Origin of the sequence: Variovorax fucosicus (genome assembly GCF_030316825.1) — a bacterium.
In the GTDB taxonomy this organism is placed as follows: domain Bacteria; phylum Pseudomonadota; class Gammaproteobacteria; order Burkholderiales; family Burkholderiaceae_C; genus Variovorax; species Variovorax fucosicus.
The window spans coordinates 1,002,996-1,021,231 of sequence record NZ_JASZYU010000002.1; the positions used below are offsets into that span (position 1 = coordinate 1,002,996).

Consider the following 18,236-nt stretch of genomic DNA (forward strand, 5'->3'; position numbering starts at 1 on the left):
GGCGAAGGGGCGGGCATGACAGCCAAATTCACCCTCGAGCAAGGCGCCCAGGTGCTGGCCGACGCCACCATGCCCGGTTGCGTGCGTGAGCTCGGCCTCACCGTGGAGCACCTGGGGAAGGGAAGCGCGACGCTGCGGATGCGGCCCACGCCGATGGCCTGCCGCGAAGGTGGTATCTACGCCGGCCAGGCGCTGTCGGCGTTGGCCGACACCGCCATGTGCTTTGCCATCTGGACCGACGGCCGCGGCCGCCGGCCCGTGGCCACGGTGGATCTGCACATGACCTTCCTGAGTGGCGGCGGCAAGGAAGACCTGCTGGCCAAGGCAGAAATCGTTCGGTCGGGCCGCACACTTTCATTCTGCAAGGTTTCGATGGTGTTGGCCGATTCGGGCAAGGATGTCGCTTCCGCAATGGCCATATTCAGCCTGCCGGCATAAGGCGCTCCCGTCCGCCATCAAGTTCAAGCGAGAAGGTACCCATGATTGAACGCACTCTCTTCGGCCCCGAGCATGAGGCTTTCCGCGACAGCTTCCGCCGCTTCCTGGACAAGGAAATTGCGCCCTACCACGCCGCCTGGGAGGAGCAGGGCTACGTCGATCGCGCGGTATGGAAGAAGGCGGGCGACAACGGCTATCTATGCATGTCGCTGCCCGAGGAATATGGCGGTTCCGGCGCGGACAAGCTCTACTCGGTGATCCAGATGGAAGAGCTGGCGCGCGGCGGCTACAGCGGGATCGGCTTCAACCTGCACAGCGAGATCGTCGGCCCGTACATCTTGCGCTACGGCACGCAAGATCAGAAGAAGAGATTTCTGCCCAGGCTCGCGAGCGGCGAGATCATCGGCGCCATCGCCATGAGCGAGCCGGACGCTGGCAGCGACCTGCAGGGCATCAAGAGCACCGCGATCAAGCAGGCCGATGGCAACTACCTGCTGAACGGCAGCAAGACGTACATCACCAATGGCTGGCACACGGACCTGGTCATCGTCGTCGCCAAGACCAACCCCACTGCCGGCGCAAAGGGCACGAGCCTCCTGCTGGTCGAACGCGGCATGAAGGGTTTGACGTACGGCAAGCCGCTCAAGAAGCTGGGCTTGAAAGCGCAAGACACCGGCGAGCTGTTCTTCGACGATGTCAGCGTCCCCGCCAGCAACCTGCTGGGCGGCGAGGCCTTGGAGAACAAGGGCTTCATCTGCCTGATGGAGCAACTGCCCTGGGAGCGCACCCAGATCGCGATCGGTGCCGTGGCCACCGCGCAGACCGCGATCGACCAGACGGTGCAATACGTCAAGGATCGCAAGGTGTTCGGCCGCGCAGTCGCCGACTACCAGAACACCCGGTTTGTCCTCGCTGAACTGCAAACGGAGGTGCAGATCGCCCGTGTGTTCGTGGACAAGTGCATGGACCTGGTGCGAGAGGACAAGCTCGACGCCGCGACCGCCAGCATGGCCAAGTACTGGGCCACAGACTTGCAGTGCAAGGTGCTGGACGAATGCGTGCAGCTGCACGGCGGCTACGGCTACATGTGGGACTGCCCGATCACCCGTGCGTACGCCGATGCGCGCGTGCATCGCATCTACGGTGGCACCAACGAGATCATGAAAGAGGTGATCTCCAGAGCGATGGGACTGGCTGGCCGCTGACCCGCCCGACCTATTCGGAAAACAACGTTGAAGGTGGAGTTGAAGATGGACAAGACTGATTTCGAACTGCGCTTTACTCGCGGAAAGCACCCCTCCGGGGGCGGATACGTCGGTCTTCGGCCCGGGTATCGGGTCGACGAGAAGCTGGGCATGGTCTGCGAGTACGACGTGCCGGTCCCCATGCGCGACGGCGTGAAGATCTACGTCAACATCTTCCGTCCCAAGGCAGAGGGAAAGTACCCGGTGGTCCTGGCGTGGGCGCCTTACGGCAAGCACGAAGGCGCGGATGACTACTACGCGATGCTCCCGGGCTGCGGCGGATCGAAGGCATTGCATTCGGAATACGCCCGCTTCGAAGGGCCGGATCCGGCGGACTGGTGTCCCTATGGCTTCATCATCGTCTACGTCGATCCGCGCGGCGCCTGGGGTTCCGAGGGCGACTTGACGTTCATGAGCCCGCAAGAGCAATTGGATGGGTATGACGTGGTCGAGTGGGCGGGAACCCAGGCCTGGAGCAACGGCAAGGTCGGCATGAACGGCGTCTCCTATCTGGGCTGGAGCCAGTGGAAGATTGCCGCGATGAATCCCCCGCATCTGGCAGCGATCAATCCCTGGGAAGGCGTGAGCGACTTCTATCGCGAACTGGTCTTCCACGGCGGCATCCGCAGCAATTTCACCGCGATGTTTCCGGGCACGATGTGCCGCCCTCGCAAACGCGCGGAGGATCTGCTGGCAATGGCCAAGGAGCATCCGCTGTTCGACGACTATTGGGCCAGCAAGAACGCCGATCTGTCGAAGATCACCGTCCCTGCGTTCGTCGTCGCGAGCTGGTCGGACCATGGCCTGCATACACGAGGCACATTCGAAGGCTTCAAGAAGATCTCTTCGAAGGAAAAGTGGCTCAGGGTCCATGGTCGCAAGAAGTGGGTCGACTACTACGACCACGTGGACATGCAGAGGCAGTTCTTCGACAGGTTCCTGAAGGGCATCGACAATGAAGTGAAGTACTGGCCTGCGGTCAACCTGGAGGTGCGCCAAAAGTACAACGTCGGCAACTACCGAGCAGAGAATGAATGGCCACTCGCTCGCACCAACTACACGAAGTTGTTCCTGAGTTCGAGCAACAGTTCCATGAGCACCTCCCCGTCGACGAAAGCTGAGCAAAGCCGCTACAGCGTTGACGACCTGAATGACAAGACTCAAAACGCATTCTTCGAATTCGACTTCAAAGAGAGAACGGAACTCACCGGCTACAGCAAACTGAAGCTTTGGGTGGAGGCTGTCGGCAGCGACGACATGGACTTGTTCGTGGTGTTCGACAAGTTCGATCGGACCGGCGACCGGGTGCCATTCCCCTCGCAGAGTGGCTTTGATCATGGCCCGGTGGCGTATGGGTGGTTGCGCGTTTCCCATCGCGAACTTGACGAAGAGCGATCGACGCCCCAGCAACCTGTTCTCAAGCATCAGAGAGAGATCAAGCTGAGCCCGGGCGAAATCGTGCCGGTCGAAATCGAGCTCTGGCCTGCAAGTGTCTTGTTCGAGCCAGGGGAAACGCTGCGGGTGACGGTCCTCGGCAGCGATCTCCATGCGCACGAAGCTTGGAAACACACCGCAGTGCGAACTGCCAACCGTGGGATGCATGTCATCCACACCGGAGGCAAATTCGATTCGCATGTGCTCGTGCCGGTCATTCCTGCCGATTGATGCCTGGAGATTCGCATGCTGCCCACTCCTGAATCCATCGCAACGGTTGACGCCGCGATCACGTCGCGCCGCGCGGTGCGCGCCTTCCTGCCGACGCAGGTGCCGCGCCGGACGGTAGAGGAAATTCTCGACGTCGCTTCGCGCGCCCCGTCGGGCACCAACATCCAGCCGTGGAAAGTCTATGTCCTGGGCGGCGAGGCGAAGGCGTCCCTGTCGCGCAAGATCCTCGATGTCTACAACGATCCGGCCGCGCTCGCGCAGCAAAGCGAGGAGTTTCAGAATCACCCGACGGAATGGGTCTCGCCCTATATCGATCGGCGTCGCAAGGTCGGTTGGGAAATGTACAACCTGATTGGCATCGCAAAAGGCGACGCGGCGAAGATGCACGAGCAGCGCGGCCGCAATTACGAGTTCTTCGACGCACCGGTGGCGCTGATGTTCACGATCGACCGCATCATGGCCCCTGCCAGCTGGCTTGACTACGGCATGTTCCTGCAGAACGTGATGGTGGCGGCGCGCGCGCGCGGACTGCACACCTGCCCGCAGGGGGCATTCCTGAAGTTTCATCGGGTCGTCATGGAACACATCGGCGCGCCATCCGAGGAAATGCTCCTTTGCGGCATGTCCATGGGATTTGAAGACACCGGGGCGCCGGTCAACGCGCTGGTCAGCGAACGCACGCCAGCGGCGAAATTCGCGAGGTTCATCGAAGTGCCCGAATAAAAGGCGCGACTGCAGAGGATCTGGCGACGGCGGGTAGAGCACGTCGCAACCCAAAGCCGGATCGAGGTACGACGGCGCACCAAACGAAAGTGACTTTCCGGTATGAATTCCTTCACTGGCACCAAACCCGTCGCCGAGCGGCATGCATTTGACGCTCTGAAGCTGGAGCACTTTCTCGCCGCGCGCTTGGCGGGTTTCGCCGGGCCATTGGCGGTCGAGCAGTTCAAGGGCGGGCAGTCGAACCCGACCTACAAGCTAATCACGCCCGGCAAGGCCTACGTGATGCGCGCCAAGCCGGGGCCGGCGGCGAATTTGCTTCCCTCGGCGCACGCAATCGATCGCGAGTTTCGCGTGATGAGCGCACTCGGCGCAACCAGCGTGCCGGTCGCACAAGTCTATCTGCTGTGCGAAGACGAGTCCGTCATCGGTCGCGCCTTCTATGTCATGGAGTTCGTCGATGGTCGCGTATTGTGGGACCAGTCGCTGCCAGGCATGGACAACGCTGAGCGCGGGGCAATCTACGATGAGATGAACCGCGTCATGGCGGCGCTGCACTGTGTCGACATCGAGTCCGTCGGCCTGAGCAGCTTCGGCAAGCCAGGCAACTACTTCGAGCGCCAGATTGGCCGCTGGGGCAAGCAGTACGCCGCATCGATCACCGAGCCGATCCCCGCCATGGACAGCTTGATGCAGTGGCTGCCGGCGCATATCCCGGCGGCGGCGCGGGACGAATCGCAAACAGCTGTCGTGCACGGCGATTTCCGGCTTGACAACCTGATCTTTCATCCGACCGAGCCGCGGGTGCTGGCCGTGCTGGATTGGGAACTCTCGACACTGGGCCACCCGCTTGCCGACTTCAGCTACCACTGCATCTCGTGGCATATCGCGAATGGTACGGGGCCCAGCCTGGAGGGTCACGACATCGCGTCCCTCGGCATCCCGTCTGAGCTCGAATACGTGCGCCGGTATTGCGAACGCACCGGGCGCAACAACGTAGATGAGGTGATGGCGGACTGGAACTTCTACCTCGCCTACAACCTGTTTCGCATCGCTGCGATCGTGCAAGGCATCGCAAAGCGTTCGCTCGACGGCACCGCGTCGAGCGCGCAAGCTGGACAGGCGGGGGAGGGCGTCAAGCGCATTGCCGCACTCGGCTGGCGGTTCGCCCAGGCAGGATAACAAGCGCCGCACATGGCGCACCCGTTCCCAGATGCAGGAGACGAAACGCATGGACTTCAACTATTCCCTACGAACGATCGAGCTACAGACGCGGCTGAACGCCTTCATGGACGAGTACGTCTACCCGGCCGAGACCGGGGTGCTCGAAGAGCTGCAGGCGAACACCGCCGCAGGCAAGCGCTGGACCCCGCTGCAGGTGATTGAGAGGCTCAAAGCCAAAGCCCGCGACGCTGGGTTGTGGAATTTGTTCCTGCCCGAGAGCGAATACGGCGCCGGACTCACGAACCAGGAGTACGCGCCGCTGGCTGAAATCATGGGCCGCGTCGTTTGGGCAAGTGAAGTCTTCAATTGCTCGGCCCCAGACACCGGGAACATGGAAATCATCGTGCGCTACGGCACGCCAGAGCAAAAGAAGCGCTGGCTCGAGCCGCTTCTTGCGGGTGAGATTCGAAGCGCGTTTGCCATGACCGAACCCGGCGTTGCGTCGTCGGATGCCACGAATATCGAGTCGCGTATCAAGCGCGAGGGGGACCACTACGTTCTGAACGGACGCAAGTGGTTCACCTCGGGCCCAGCCGACCCACGATGCGCGGTCTATATCTTCATGGGCAAGTCGGACCCGGACGCGCCGCGTCATGCCCAGCAGTCGATGATCTTCGTTCCGGCTGATACCCCGGGCGTCAAGGTGGTACGTCCGCTGCAAGTATTCGGTTACGACGACGCGCCCCACGGCCACGTGGAAATGATCTTCGAGAATGTCCGCGTTCCGGCGTCGAATATGTTGCTCGGCGAAGGGCGGGGCTTCGAAATTGCGCAGGGGCGCCTTGGCCCTGGGCGCATCCACCACTGCATGCGCCTGATCGGCCTCGCGGAACGCGCGCTCGAATTGATGTGCCAGCGCGCAACGACGCGGATCGCCTTCGGTCGCCCATTGTCGGATCAAGGCGTGACGCGCGAGCGCATCGCCGAGGCGCGCTGCAAGATCGACATGGCGCGGCTCTTGACGCTCAAAGCAGCATGGATGATGGATGTGGTCGGCAACAAGGCGGCGTTGGCTGAGATTGCGATGATTAAAGTCGTCGCACCGCAGATGGCATGCGACGTCATCGACTGGGCAATTCAGCTGCACGGCAGCGCCGGCCTTAGCCCGGATTTTCCGCTAGCGCAAAGCTACATCACGGCGCGGGCGGTGCGAATTGCAGATGGCCCGGACGAGGTCCACCGCAACACGCTTGCGAAGCTCGAACTCAACAAGTATGTGTCGCGCTGAGATTAAACAAGAACAGCTTCCTGGATGAACACGGGGACAACAGCACTGCGAGGGCCAGATTGTGATCATAGGCATTGACCATATTGTTCTAACGGTTCGTTCCCTTGACGTCACGTGCGAGTTCTACGCACGGGTGCTCGGGTTCCGGCGCATCGATGTGCAAGGGCGGCCCACCGGTTTGCACTTCGGTCAACAGAAAATCAATGTGCATGAAACCGGGCGCACCTTTGATCCAAAGGCGGCGCATCCCACGCCAGGCTCTGCCGACGTTTGCTTCATCACAGAACGGCCGATCGAAGAAGTTTGTCGCCACCTCAAAGAGTGCAATGTCGAGGTCGAAGTCGGCCCGATAGCGCGGACGGGGGCCCGCGGAGAAATGACTTCCGTCTACTTTCGTGATCCGGACAACAACCTGATCGAAGTAGCTCGCTATTGAAATCGTCTTCGGCAGTGAACTAAGAGCGGTTTGCCGCCCAGCGCGGAAACGGCTTGCGCCGCTGCATTCTCAAGGATTGATGCAACGCGCGGTGCGCGGTATTCCGATCGCGATGCCGGTGCTGGACTTCCAAAGGAGTGCGTCACTTTGCACTCAAGGTTTGCTTGGCTGCGGCGTAGTCGGCGTTGGTGAGCGACTGCCAGCCGACGGCATGCACGAAGAGCTCGGTCAATACTTTGACGGCGGTGGCATCGTCGATGAAGCGGTCCGGGAAGTCGCCGCCCTTCGCCGTCCAGTTGTAGCAGGTGTATTCGAGCATGGAGCAAAGTGCGGACGCGGCCAGTTCGGTGTCCATGCCCGGGCTGTAGCCCTCCTTCTGCGCGAGTTGAATCATGACGGAGAGCCCGCGTATGCCCTGCTGGCGGACGCTGCGCCAAGCGCGGGAGAACTGCTGATCGACCATCGCCATTTGGAAGGCCGCTGTGGCGATCGGCCAATCCTCCCGATAGATTTTCCAGAAAGCCGTCAATCGCGTTGAGAGATTTTCGAGGGGGCCTTCGGTATTGCTGACGGGTCGGTTGACTTCGTTCTTGAGTCGCTGACGGAAGTCTTCCAGCAGTTCGTGCAGCAGTTGTTCCTTGGTCTTGAAGTACAGATAGAACGCGCCAGGCGAGCGATCCGCCTGCGCCATGATGTCCGCAATCGTTGCGGCAGCGAAGCCGTCGATGGCGATTGTTCGTTTGGCGGCTTGTTTGATCGCCTCTCGCGTGGCGTCCCCTTTGTGGGTCGCGCGCTTGCGTCGGAGGGGAGGAGCTTCGGTCTGCATTGGGAGGTGAATGTAGCGTCAGCTTAGATTTATGTCGAGGACTGGCCTCGTTTATGTGGCGGCCCATAGGGTTTTCCAGAACTGAATGGACATTTACTTTTAAGGATCGCTGTCGTCTAATGCATTGCAGATCATGCCGGGCCGGATCCGAAAGTGATTCGTTCCAATCTTGCGGCCAAGGAGCACATTCATGACGTCAACGGCGGCGCTGCGCAGAGCGGCCAGCATCAACCCTAAGGGTTTGGCAATTTCGAGTGGTGAGGAGCGGCGCACTTGGCCGGAACACCTGCGGCGCGTGTCCGCAATGGCGGGCGCGCTGAGGTCTCTGGGACTCAAGCCCGGCGATCGGATCGCAACGCTTTCCAAGAACTCGCCTAGCTACTACGAACTGTTGATGGCTATCTGGTGGGCGGGCGGCGTCATCGTGCCCCTCAACACCCGCTTGGCCTATCCGGAACTCCGATACATCACGGGACACTCGCAGTCGTTGCTGCTTTTCGGCGATGAGTCCTTCAAGGAGGTTGGAATCCAAATCGGAAACGAGGTGCCGACGCTAAAGGCATTCGTCTGCTTCGATGGCGAACGGTATGCGGAAATGATCGAGCATCCGCCGATCGATGACGCTTGCGAGGACCTCCATGCGCTAGCCGGGATCTGCTACACGGGAGGGACAACAGGGTTGCCCAAGGGGGTCGAACTCACCCACTTGAACTTCGCTTTCAGCGCAATGGGTATACAGCGCGAACTCGGCCACGACACGCAAACCGTATACCTTCATTCGACGCCGCTGTTCCATTTGGCCGATCTCGCGAACGGGCTGGCCGTGACATTTGGCTGCGGCACGCACAGCTTCATAGATCAGTTCACGCCGGGGGTGTTCTACCGGCGGCTCCGGGAAGAAGGTGTGACACACATTCAACTCGTTCCGACAATGGCTGCGATGGTTCTCGATGCGCCGGAGCGTGACGATCGGCTTCTTTCGCAGATTCGCTCTATCGCGTATGGCGCCGCGCCGATATCTCAAGCACTGCTTGCGCGAATGGTGCAGGGATTCCCAAATGCCCGCCTCAACCAGTTTTACGGTATGACCGAGGCGTGCGGTGCGAGTAGTACGTTGGCACCTGACAGCCACGTCTTGAGTGGCCCCAAAGCGGGGAAGTTGGGTTCTGCGGGGCAGGTGATGCCGGGCTTCGAGATTCGTGTCGTCGATGTTCACTCTCGCCCGTGCGGTCCTGGGGAAACCGGCGAGATCCAGATGCGCGGTCCTGCCATCATGCGCGGCTATTGGAAGGAGCCCGAGAAAACCGCGAAGACCATGGTGGACGGGTGGCTCTGCTCCGGTGACGCAGGCTATCTGGACGATGACGGCTTCCTGTACGTTATCGATCGCATCAAGGACATGATCATCAGCGGGGGCGAGAACATCTATTGCGCCGAGGTTGAGAACGCCCTGGCCTCCCACCCGAACGTCGACTCTTGCGCTGTGATCGGTCTGCCCGATGAGCGCTGGGGGGACCGGGTTCATGCTGTGGTCGTGCCGAGGGTCGGCTCGACACTGAGCCCTTCTGATTTGGACACGCACTGCCGCGCGCTGATCGCCGGCTACAAGGTCCCGCGCAGCTATGACATCCGCAGCAAGCCGCTACCGCTCTCGGCCGTCGGCAAAGTCCAAAAGACTCAGTTGCGAGACGAGTGGCTTGCCGCTGCCAAAGCCCACACAAAGCAGCTCGCATGCTGAAGAAGGTGGAAGCGGGTGTACTCAGCGTTGCCTACGAAGAGAGCGGTGCCGGAGACGGCGCACCAGTCCTCCTCCTGCACGGGTTCCCTTACGATGCTCACGCCTACGACGACGTCACACCTCTTCTGGTTGCCGCGGGGTGTCGTGTCATTGCGCCCTACCTGCGCGGGTACGGCCCCACGCGCTTCCTGTCTCCCGAGACTCCGCGTTCAGGACAGCAGGCGGTGCTCGGCCACGATCTCTTGGCGTTCATGGATGCCCTCCAGATACAACGCGCCGTGCTGGCGGGCTACGACTGGGGAGGCCGTGCCGCCTGTATCGTCGCTGCGCTGTGGCCCGAACGCGTCAGCGGCTTGGTAACCGGTGGCGGCTACAACATCCAGTACATCCCCGGTGCCATGCAGCCGCAATCGCCCGCGATTGAGCATCAGCTTTGGTACCAGTACTATTTTCATGGCGAGCGTGGGCGGGCGGGCCTGGCACAAAATCGGCGCGAACTGTGCAGGTTCATCTGGCAACTTTGGTCGCCTGGCTGGCATTTCGACGGGGCGACGTACGACCGCACTGCAGCCTCTTTCGACAACCCGGACTTCGTCGCCGTGGTCATTCATTCCTACCGCCATCGTTTCGCGTTGGTGCCGGGAGATCCGACGGTCGAAGCCACCGAGCGCCGCCTGGCCGAGCGGCCGCCGATCCAGGTGCCTACCGTCGTGTTGCACGGCGGCAATAGCGGATTCACGCTGTTTGCCAGCCCAGAGCACGAAAAGCAGTTCTTCACGGGCTCCTGTGTGCGCCGGCTGATTCCGGCTGCGGGCCACAATTTGCCCCAGGAGGCGCCGCGCGACTTTGCAGCAGCGGTGCTCTCGTTCGTTCAAGGTGCCGGAAAGGATCGACTTGTAGCGGGAAGATGCGGACGATCTGGTCACGGGCCGAGATGGTGATTCGCTCGGCCAGACTGAACAGCCGCAAGATGTGTTCGGTGGTCGGGCGTCGGCACGCGCGCTGCTCCGGATAGATCGGCACCTGTTCGATGCTGGCCACGGCCATCGCCTGGCGCAGCTCCCGCTCGATCAGCGCGTGCACCATCAGCGCGAGGAAGTACACGGTGAACAGCGCCTCGATGCGCGCCTCCTTCTTCAGGAACACCGGAGCGATCTCGTGCACCGTCTTCAGCTGTTCGAATCGCTTCTCGATGCGCGGCGCCGCCTTGTGGGCGGTCAGCACCTGCGCGGGCGTGAGGCTGCGGTCGTTCGTCAGCACGCCGTTGATCAATGCGGTGAAGTGGCGCGCCAGCACGAAACGGAAAGCGCCGGCTTGGTAGACGATGTGCAGCGCCGGCCGGCGCTGATCTGTGAGCGCGCGGCGATCTCGCGTTGACTGCGGTCGCAGATCAGGATTGCGACGCTGGCTGCCATGCATGCAGCCGCTACAGCGGACTGCCTTGTGGCTCGGCGCACCCCGGGGTGCGCAACCCACGGTAGTCCTGGAGGCGGGCCTCCTCAAGAAGTCAAGCCATCTTGTCTAGGAAGGCACTCATCGGGCGCGGGCGGAGCTAACGATGCGGACGGGGTCGGCCATGTGTTTTCCCAAGGCAATCGCATCCCCCTCGATTGGATAAACGAGCTGACCCCGTCCTCAGTTCACCCAGCTACCCGAAACTCGCCAGGGCCTCGTGTCAAATGGTCCCGATCAGCTCTGGACGGCGGTTCCACTGCGAATTTTCTCGACTGGAAGCGAAGAGCATCGCCGTTGACGCTTGGTCCTGCAGCAAAAGGATACATTCCGGGTGTCCCGGGTAGGACGTTACTTGACCGATTGGGCCTCTAACCATTCTGTCAAGCTCGGGACTGGCCCCGCTGGAGCATCTCATCAAGCGGGTCGACCGTAAGTTTGAACTGTGAGAAGAACAACAAGTGGGAGCAGTCAAGAGGATTGCAGAACTGCGGCAGCTTCGGGAGCAGCCGCTTTGGAAGCTGCTCGCTTCGCTTAATGCACCACCGGTGCTGGGCGTGCTGCAGGAATTGCTGCTGCGCGATGAGAAGGTCTTGCCAGCGTCGGCCCTGCTGGAACGGCTCCGGCAGGAACTTCAGGCCTTGAAGCAAGCCGGCGAAGACATGCCGCAACCTGCCCAGGCTTACCTGGCGCTCTGGTTGAATGAGGGCTGGCTCACGCGGCGGCTGCCCCCGGGCGCGCAAGAGGAACAGTACGAGCTCACGACCGACGCCATCACGGCCATTCGTTTCCTGCAAGGCGTCCTCCAGCCCCGTGCAACGGCCACGGAAAGCCGGCTCGCCACCGTCATGCAGCAGCTGACCAAGCTGGCCGAGGACACAAATCCCGACCCCACCAGCCGACGCGCCGCTTTGCTGGCAGAGCGCGAGCGCATCGACCGGGAACTGGAGCAACTTGGGAAGGGCATCGTCGAGACGCTGCCGCCGGAGCGTGCGGTGGAGCGAGCCCGGGACATCATCGGGCTCGCGGACGAACTGGTGGCCGACTTCCGCCGGGTGCGGGGGGACTTCGACCAACTCAATCGCCAGCTGCGCGCCGACCTGCTGAACAACGAGGGCAGCCGTGGTCAAGTTCTGGAGCAACTGTTCGCGGGCATGGACCTTATCGGCGAAACCGCCGCCGGCAAAACCTTCTACGCCTTCTGGCGCTTGCTGACAGACATCGAGCAGGCCACCATCTTCTCCGAATCGCTCACGGAAGTCCTGGGCCGGGACTTCGCTGGCCAGTTGAGCGCTGGCGAGAAGCGGTTTCTGCGTCATCTCACCAACCGACTTCTGGATGAGGGCGGTAGCGTTCACGAGGTGCTGCAGACGTTTTCACGGAGCCTGCGTAGCTTTGTGCAGAGCAGGGAATACCTTGAACAGCGGCGGTTCAACGCGGTCCTGCGCGAGTCGCAGCGGGACGCCCTGACCGCAAAGGACTACCTGCGCCCGAACCAGGACGTGGGATTCGAGTTGTGGCTCACGAGCGCAAAGCTGCGCTCGGCTTCGCAGTGGCACCTGTACAACCCGTCGGAGCGGATGGCATCCCGCGGGATGGAGGATGCGCCCGATTCGAGCATGAGCCTGCATGACATCGCCAGCATGGTGCGCAATTCGGAAATCGACTTCGGCTTGCTCAGACGCAACATCTACGAGTTGCTGCAGCAGTCCAGCGTGGTGAGCATCGAGGAACTGCTGCGCGTCTACCCGGCCACGCAGGGGCTGGGCTCCGTCGTCGGCTACATCTACCTTGCCTTGCGCCACGGGCAGGTGACTCCCAGCAACGTCCAGGTAAGCTGGACCGGCATGGATTCGGTGGAGCGCAGCGCCACCGTCCCGGCGGTGTACTTCATGAAGGAAAAAGAGCGTGAATTTGCCCGTTGACACCGACTCCGATGACTTCGACATTGACACCGACAGCGATACACCCGACGACGCTTCCTTGGAGAGCGAAGCCCGGTTTGCGGGTGACACGGGAACGCTGCCGGTGCCGGCGCGACGAGTATTGGTGCGCCTGCTCCAGGGGCCGTCGCTCGACGCCCGGCGGCACGAGAAGTTGTGGACGCTTCTCAAGCGCTACGAGAAGGACTTGCGCTCGCGGCTGCACGACGTCTTCTTGGAACTGCTGGTGGACAACGAGAGCAAAGTGGCCTTTTGCCGCCAGGTGGTTTCCGACGAAGTGGACGTCCCAATCCTGCTGCGCCGCCAGAGCCTGAGCTTCATCGAGTCGGTGCTGCTGTTGTTCCTACGCCAGAAGCTCACGCACTCCGACGCGCAGGCCGAACGCGCCGTTGTCGATCAGCTGGAAATGACGGAGTACCTCCGGGCCTACGAGCGCAGCGACAACTTGGACCAGTCGCGCTTCGGACGGCAGATGGAATCGGCCATCGAAAAGGCCAAGAAGCTGGGCATCCTGTCGCGACTGCCCGGCGGCGTGGACCGATTCGAAATCTCGGCCACCCTGCGCCTGCTGTTCCCGGTGGAGGAAGTCCAAGCACTCACTGAGGCCTACCGCCGTCAGTTGCCCGCCGACGCGGTCGCCCAGTCCCAAGAGGCCCACTGATGCAGGCGCCGCTCGCACTGACGGCTCTGGCGGCCACCGTCCAGGCCGCCTTGGCCTTGGCGCCGGGGCAGGAGTTCCAGTTCCAACTCCGTGTGGTCCAGACCTACAACTGGGGCACGTTCGACAAGTTGCGCGAAATACATGTTGCACCGGAAGGCCACATCGTGCTGGGGCCGTCCGGCTCCGGCAAGTCGACGCTGCTGGATGGGCACACATCGTTGCTGACGCCCCCGCGCTGGCTTGACTTCAACACTGCAGCGCGCAGCACAGAGAAGGGCACCGGCGACCGCAGCCTGGCCACCTATGTGCGCGGCGCGTGGGCCACCCAGACCGGAGAAGAGGGCGAGAAGGTCAAGAAGTACCTGCGCTCGGGCACCACCTGGTCGAGCTTGGCGGAAACCTACCGGGATCACACCGGCCGCACGGTGGTTATCGGACGCATCCTTTGGATTAAAGGCAACGGCTCCTCTGAGGCGGACGTGCATCGCCTGTTCTTTGTCGCTGAGCGCGAATTCTCGCTGCGCGAGCTGGAGTTCTTTCCGGATGACGGTACCGGCTTCGAGGTGCGGCGCCTTAAGGCGAAGCTGCCGGATGTGTTTTTCACGGACGAGTTCAGCGGCTACCAAACCCGCTTCACGCGCCTGTTCGATATCAAGAGCGACCGCGCGCTGCGGTTGCTCCACAAGACACAATCGGCCAAGGACCTGGGCGACCTCAACAAGTTCCTGCGCGACTTCATGCTGGACCCGCCGGAGACCTTCACCGTCGCCGAAACGCTGGTCAACGAGTTCCAGGTGCTCAACGCCGCGCACGAGGCGGTGCTCACGGCCCGGCTACAAATCGAGGCACTGCGTCCGGTGCGTGATGCGCTGATGGAGTACGAAGCTACCCGCAACGTCCTGTCGCTGCTGTCCGAGGAGCGCCTGGGCGTCAGCTACTGGGGCGAGCAGCTTCGCCACAAGCTCCTCACCGAGCTGGTCGAAGAACAGACTACCCGAGCGGCAGGGCTGGCCGCGGACATCGACCGGGCCAAGAGCAAGGAAAGGCACGAGGAGGGCAACTACAACGCCATCCTTTCTATGCGCGCAGGGGCTGGCGGCAGCCTGATGGCATCGCTGAAGGACCAGGTCGAGCGGCTGGAACGCGTCCGGGTTCCCGAAGTCTCTGCAAACCATCGACGCTTGGGTGAGGCCTGCGTTGCGCTGGGCTGGGGCTTGCCGGCGACTCCGCAGGGGTTCGCCGAAGCACAGGCTGAAGCCAAGGTCATCGTGGAAGGCCGCGAGAGCATGAATGCGCGCCACGAGGACGAGCGCGACCGCCTGAAGGAGGACAAGCGCAAGGCCGAGGAGCGGTTCGCTTTTCTGATGCAGGAGATCCGGGCGATGGAGAAGCGCGCCTCCAACATGCCGTCGCACCTGCTGGAAATCCGCGAGCGCATGTCGCAGGAGCTGAATATTCCTGAGGAAGACCTGCCATTCGTGGGCGAATTGCTGCAGGTAAAGGCCAAGGAGTACCAGTGGACGGGGGCCATTGAGCGCGTGATGGGCGGCTTTGCCACCTCCTTGCTGGTGGAAGAGCAGCACTACCGCAAAGTCGCCGGCTGGGTGGACGCTACCCACTTGGGTCATCGGCTGGTCTACCTGCGAATGTCTGCCCGTACTTCGCAAGGGCCGCTCTGCCAGTCTGCTGCTAACTCGCTCATTCGCAAGCTGGATGTCGCGCCCAAGCACAAGGAGTGGGTCAGCGAGGAATTGCGCCGGTTCGACTACGCCTGCGTGATGACGGCGGATGAACTGCGTACCGAGGAAAAGGCCGTCACCATTGCGGGCCAGGTGAAGCACAGCCGCAGTCGGCACGAGAAGGACGACCGCAAGCGCATCGACGACCGGCGCAACTGGATCCTCGGCTTCTCCAACGTCGAGAAGCTGCAGGCCTACAAAGACGAGGCCAGCGGCGTGGCACAAGCCCTGGGCGAAGCCGAGCGCGCATTGGAAGATGCTCGCAAGGGCGCCACCCACGAGCGGGAGCGGGTCTATCACGGTCAGGCGCTGGTCAATCTCACCTGGGAGAACACCGACATCGCTGCGGTGCTGGACGAAGTAAGGGGACTGAAGAAGCGCATCGAAGATGAACACAAGACCCGGCCTCATCTGTCCGAGCTCGACAAAAAGGTCGAAGCTCAGAAGAGGGAGTGGGACAAGGCGGCGCACTCGCGCCAGAGCGCGGAAGCCGACGCGGCCGACTGCACGCGTGAGCTGGTCCGCGCCAAGAATCGGCTGGAGGAAATTCCAGCCGAGAAGCTCTCCTTTCCCCTGTCGCCGGCGGTGACGCAGCGCCTGACCACTCGCTTTGAGGCGACGGGCAAGAAGCAGGTGCCGGACCACATCGATTCGGCCAGCACTGCGATGATGAGGGCCATCGGCGAGGCTGAAAGCACTGCCTTGGGCAAGGCTTCCGAAATGAAGCAAGACATCGAGCACAGGCTGTTCGTCTTCTGCACGAAGTGGGAAGCCGAGGCGAAGGGCCTGGACCCGACGCTGGAGGCAGCCTCGGACTTCATGGCGAAGCTGGAGCGGCTCGAGACGGACGGCCTGCACGAATACGTGGCCCGTTTCAAGGGCCTGCTGAGCGAGCAAAGCGACCAAAACTTGGCCGTGCTGCACGCCAAGCTGGACCAGGAGCGCCGCAGCATAGGTGAGCGCATGGAGCAGGTGAATGAAAGCCTGCGCCGCTGCGCGTTCAACGAGAACACGTACCTGAAAATCAACTTCGAGGACAAGCCCACGCAGGAGGTGGTCGAGTTCCGCGCCCAGCTCCGGTCGGCCCTCAGCCACAGCTTCAAGGGCGATGACGACGATGAGGCCGAGCGCCGCTTCGCCGCCTTGAATGCGGTGGTCCAGCGCCTGGGCAGCCAGCAGCCGGCGGACATGAAGTGGCGCAATCTGGTGCTCGATGTGCGCCAGCACGTGGTGTTCTCTGCCACTGAGTTCGACGACACGAGCATCGAAGTGGAGACCTACGACAGCGGTGCTGGCAAGTCCGGCGGCCAGCGGCAGAAGCTCACCACCACGGTACTGGCCGCGGCGCTTCGCTATCAGCTTGCCGGTGAAGACGGCGTGTGGCCCACCTATTCCACGGTGGTCATGGACGAAGCCTTCGACCGCGCCGACAACGAGTTCACTGCGATGGTCATGAACATCTTTAAGAAGTTCGGCTTCCAGGTGGTCGCGGCGACGCCGGTGAAGAACGTCATGGCCCTGGAACCGTTCATCGGTGGGGGAACCTTCATCAGCATCAGGGACCGGAGGCATTCTGAGGCCTTGGCCATCACCTACGTTGCTCAAAGCGGTCGACTGAACTTGCCCCTGGAAGCGCAGGAGGTGCTCGCCGAGGAGCTCGCGGCCGAGGCCGCGGAAGCTGACGCGGGTGAGTCGGCTGCATGAGCGAGCCGAAGCGACTTTCCATCGCCCAGATCCAGGCTCTTGTCCGCAAGAAATGGGATGCCCACCATCCCAACTGGCTGGTCGGCGCCGCGACGGACGCGTCCTGGCCGCTCGCATTCCGGCTGCACGATCTGACCGAGAAAGATGTTTTTCGCAGTCTCGCTGTCACGCGCGAATGGGTGCAGTCGTGGCGCGCCTGGAACCCTGGCACCTGCACCGTGGAGTGGACGGGACGCCGGTGGTCATCTGGGGACCAGGAACTGCCGGACCGCCTCGTCGTCCCCAGTGCTGAAGCGGCGGCCGAACTCCTCGGCCAGCGAGCTGCCTGGGAACGGGCGAAGAGCAGGTACGCTCACCTGTGCGCGGCTTTCCCTCAGCTGGCGGGGTCCCGGGCGGCTGCCCGGCAATGCGACGGGGTGCTGGCGGATTACCCGGATGCCGATTTCGACCGCCTTTCACGCCTGCTGAACTGGTTCGCTGAGTACCCGCAGTCAGGCCTCTACTTGAGACAGCTTCCGGTGCCTGACGTGGACACCAAATGGGTCGAGCGGCGAAAGGGCGCCGTGGGCGACCTGGCCCGTCAAATTCTGGGCGGGCCAGAAGATGCGAGCTTCCATGCCGTATGCGGCCTATGCATCGAGCCTTCCAGGATGCGAGTGCGCGTGCTTTGTCCGCAACTTCGTGCCCTTGTAGGCGGCTTGTGCGATATCGAGTCGCCGACGGCGCAGATTGCTGCCCTGCCGATTCGACCGCAAACCTGTCTGGTGGTGGAGAACCAGAACACAGGCATCGCGTTGCCCGACATGCCCGGTGCTGTCGTTTTCATGCGGCTGGGCCTGGCGGTCGACCAGCTCGAGCCGATTGCGTGGCTGCGTGACGCCGACCGCCAGGTGTATTGGGGTGACCTGGACACGCATGGATTCGCGGCGCTTGCGCGGGCCCGCCGGCGCTTTCCCCGCATGGTCTCCGCCCTCATGGACGAAGTCACCCTCCTGGCTCACGAATCGATGTGGGTTCGCGAAGACAAACCCAGCAAGGTGGAAAGCCCCGACGGCCTGACGCCCGAGGAGTTGGCAGTCTATGCAGGCCTGCGTACCAATCGCTGGGGCGAGCAAGTGCGGCTGGAGCAGGAGCGAATTTCATGGCCGGCTGTGCTCCAGACGCTTCGGTCCGTCGGGCTGTTGAAAGATTGACTTTGTTTGTGAGAAGCAGTCTTGC

Annotated in this window: 14 protein-coding genes; 13 read left to right on the forward strand and 1 reads right to left on the reverse strand. The window is 62.3% G+C overall.

Going from position 1 to position 18,236, the window contains the following annotated elements; translation table 11 throughout:
• The first annotated feature begins 15 nt into the window (after positions 1-15).
• The 7 genes from QTI05_RS16985 (at position 16) to QTI05_RS17015 (ending at position 6,955) form a co-directional block, all read left to right on the forward strand.
• On the forward strand, positions 16-438 hold the full coding sequence (locus tag QTI05_RS16985) for a PaaI family thioesterase (RefSeq protein WP_286622327.1): 423 nt from the start codon (positions 16-18) through the stop codon (positions 436-438).
• Between the two features lie 41 nt (positions 439-479).
• Complete coding sequence (locus QTI05_RS16990; protein WP_286546192.1) at positions 480-1,643, forward strand: acyl-CoA dehydrogenase family protein; 1,164 nt, start codon at positions 480-482, stop codon at positions 1,641-1,643.
• 45 nt (positions 1,644-1,688) lie between these two features.
• A complete protein-coding gene (locus QTI05_RS16995; RefSeq protein ID WP_286622328.1) occupies positions 1,689-3,347 on the forward strand; it encodes a CocE/NonD family hydrolase in 1,659 nt (552 codons plus the stop codon).
• A gap of 15 nt (positions 3,348-3,362) precedes the next feature.
• Positions 3,363-4,070, forward strand: a complete 708-nt coding sequence (locus QTI05_RS17000) for a nitroreductase (RefSeq protein ID WP_286622329.1) — start codon at positions 3,363-3,365, stop codon at positions 4,068-4,070.
• A gap of 102 nt (positions 4,071-4,172) precedes the next feature.
• On the forward strand, positions 4,173-5,249 hold the full coding sequence (locus QTI05_RS17005; protein ID WP_286622330.1) for a phosphotransferase: 1,077 nt from the start codon (positions 4,173-4,175) through the stop codon (positions 5,247-5,249).
• Positions 5,250-5,298: 49 nt separating this feature from the next.
• Positions 5,299-6,519 (forward strand): acyl-CoA dehydrogenase family protein, encoded by a 1,221-nt coding sequence (locus tag QTI05_RS17010; protein ID WP_286622331.1) that lies wholly within the window; start codon positions 5,299-5,301, stop codon positions 6,517-6,519.
• A 61-nt stretch (positions 6,520-6,580) separates the two neighbouring features.
• Positions 6,581-6,955, forward strand: a complete 375-nt coding sequence (locus QTI05_RS17015; RefSeq protein ID WP_286622332.1) for a VOC family protein — start codon at positions 6,581-6,583, stop codon at positions 6,953-6,955.
• 142 nt (positions 6,956-7,097) lie between these two features.
• On the opposite strand, the gene QTI05_RS17020 is transcribed toward QTI05_RS17015, so the two are convergent.
• A complete protein-coding gene (locus QTI05_RS17020) occupies positions 7,098-7,781 on the reverse strand; it encodes a TetR/AcrR family transcriptional regulator (RefSeq protein ID WP_286622333.1) in 684 nt (227 codons plus the stop codon).
• A 190-nt stretch (positions 7,782-7,971) separates the two neighbouring features.
• Between QTI05_RS17020 and QTI05_RS17025 the strand changes: the two genes are divergently transcribed.
• The 6 genes from QTI05_RS17025 to QTI05_RS17050 all read left to right on the forward strand — a co-directional run bounded on the left by QTI05_RS17025 (position 7,972) and on the right by QTI05_RS17050 (position 18,211).
• The gene (locus QTI05_RS17025) at positions 7,972-9,519 is read left to right on the forward strand and encodes a class I adenylate-forming enzyme family protein (RefSeq protein WP_286622334.1); all 1,548 of its coding nucleotides are present in this window, start codon (positions 7,972-7,974) and stop codon (positions 9,517-9,519) included.
• Positions 9,513-10,460 carry an alpha/beta fold hydrolase gene (locus QTI05_RS17030; RefSeq protein WP_286622335.1) on the forward strand — a complete coding sequence of 316 codons (948 nt, stop codon included), beginning with the start codon at positions 9,513-9,515 and terminating at the stop codon, positions 10,458-10,460. Before QTI05_RS17025 ends, QTI05_RS17030 begins: the two co-directional genes overlap by 7 nt.
• Positions 10,461-11,432: 972 nt before the next feature.
• Positions 11,433-12,896, forward strand: a complete 1,464-nt coding sequence (locus QTI05_RS17035) for a DUF3375 domain-containing protein (RefSeq protein ID WP_286622336.1) — start codon at positions 11,433-11,435, stop codon at positions 12,894-12,896.
• Positions 12,880-13,575 carry a DUF4194 domain-containing protein gene (locus QTI05_RS17040; protein ID WP_286622337.1) on the forward strand — a complete coding sequence of 232 codons (696 nt, stop codon included), beginning with the start codon at positions 12,880-12,882 and terminating at the stop codon, positions 13,573-13,575. The genes QTI05_RS17035 and QTI05_RS17040 overlap by 17 nt, the downstream gene beginning before the upstream one ends.
• Entirely contained in the window at positions 13,575-17,018 is a 3,444-nt protein-coding gene (locus tag QTI05_RS17045) for an ATP-binding protein (RefSeq protein ID WP_286622338.1), read from the forward strand. The genes QTI05_RS17040 and QTI05_RS17045 overlap by 1 nt, the downstream gene beginning before the upstream one ends.
• The gene (locus QTI05_RS17050; RefSeq protein ID WP_286622340.1) at positions 17,015-18,211 is read left to right on the forward strand and encodes a Wadjet anti-phage system protein JetD domain-containing protein; all 1,197 of its coding nucleotides are present in this window, start codon (positions 17,015-17,017) and stop codon (positions 18,209-18,211) included. The genes QTI05_RS17045 and QTI05_RS17050 overlap by 4 nt, the downstream gene beginning before the upstream one ends.
• Positions 18,212-18,236: the final 25 nt, after the last annotated feature.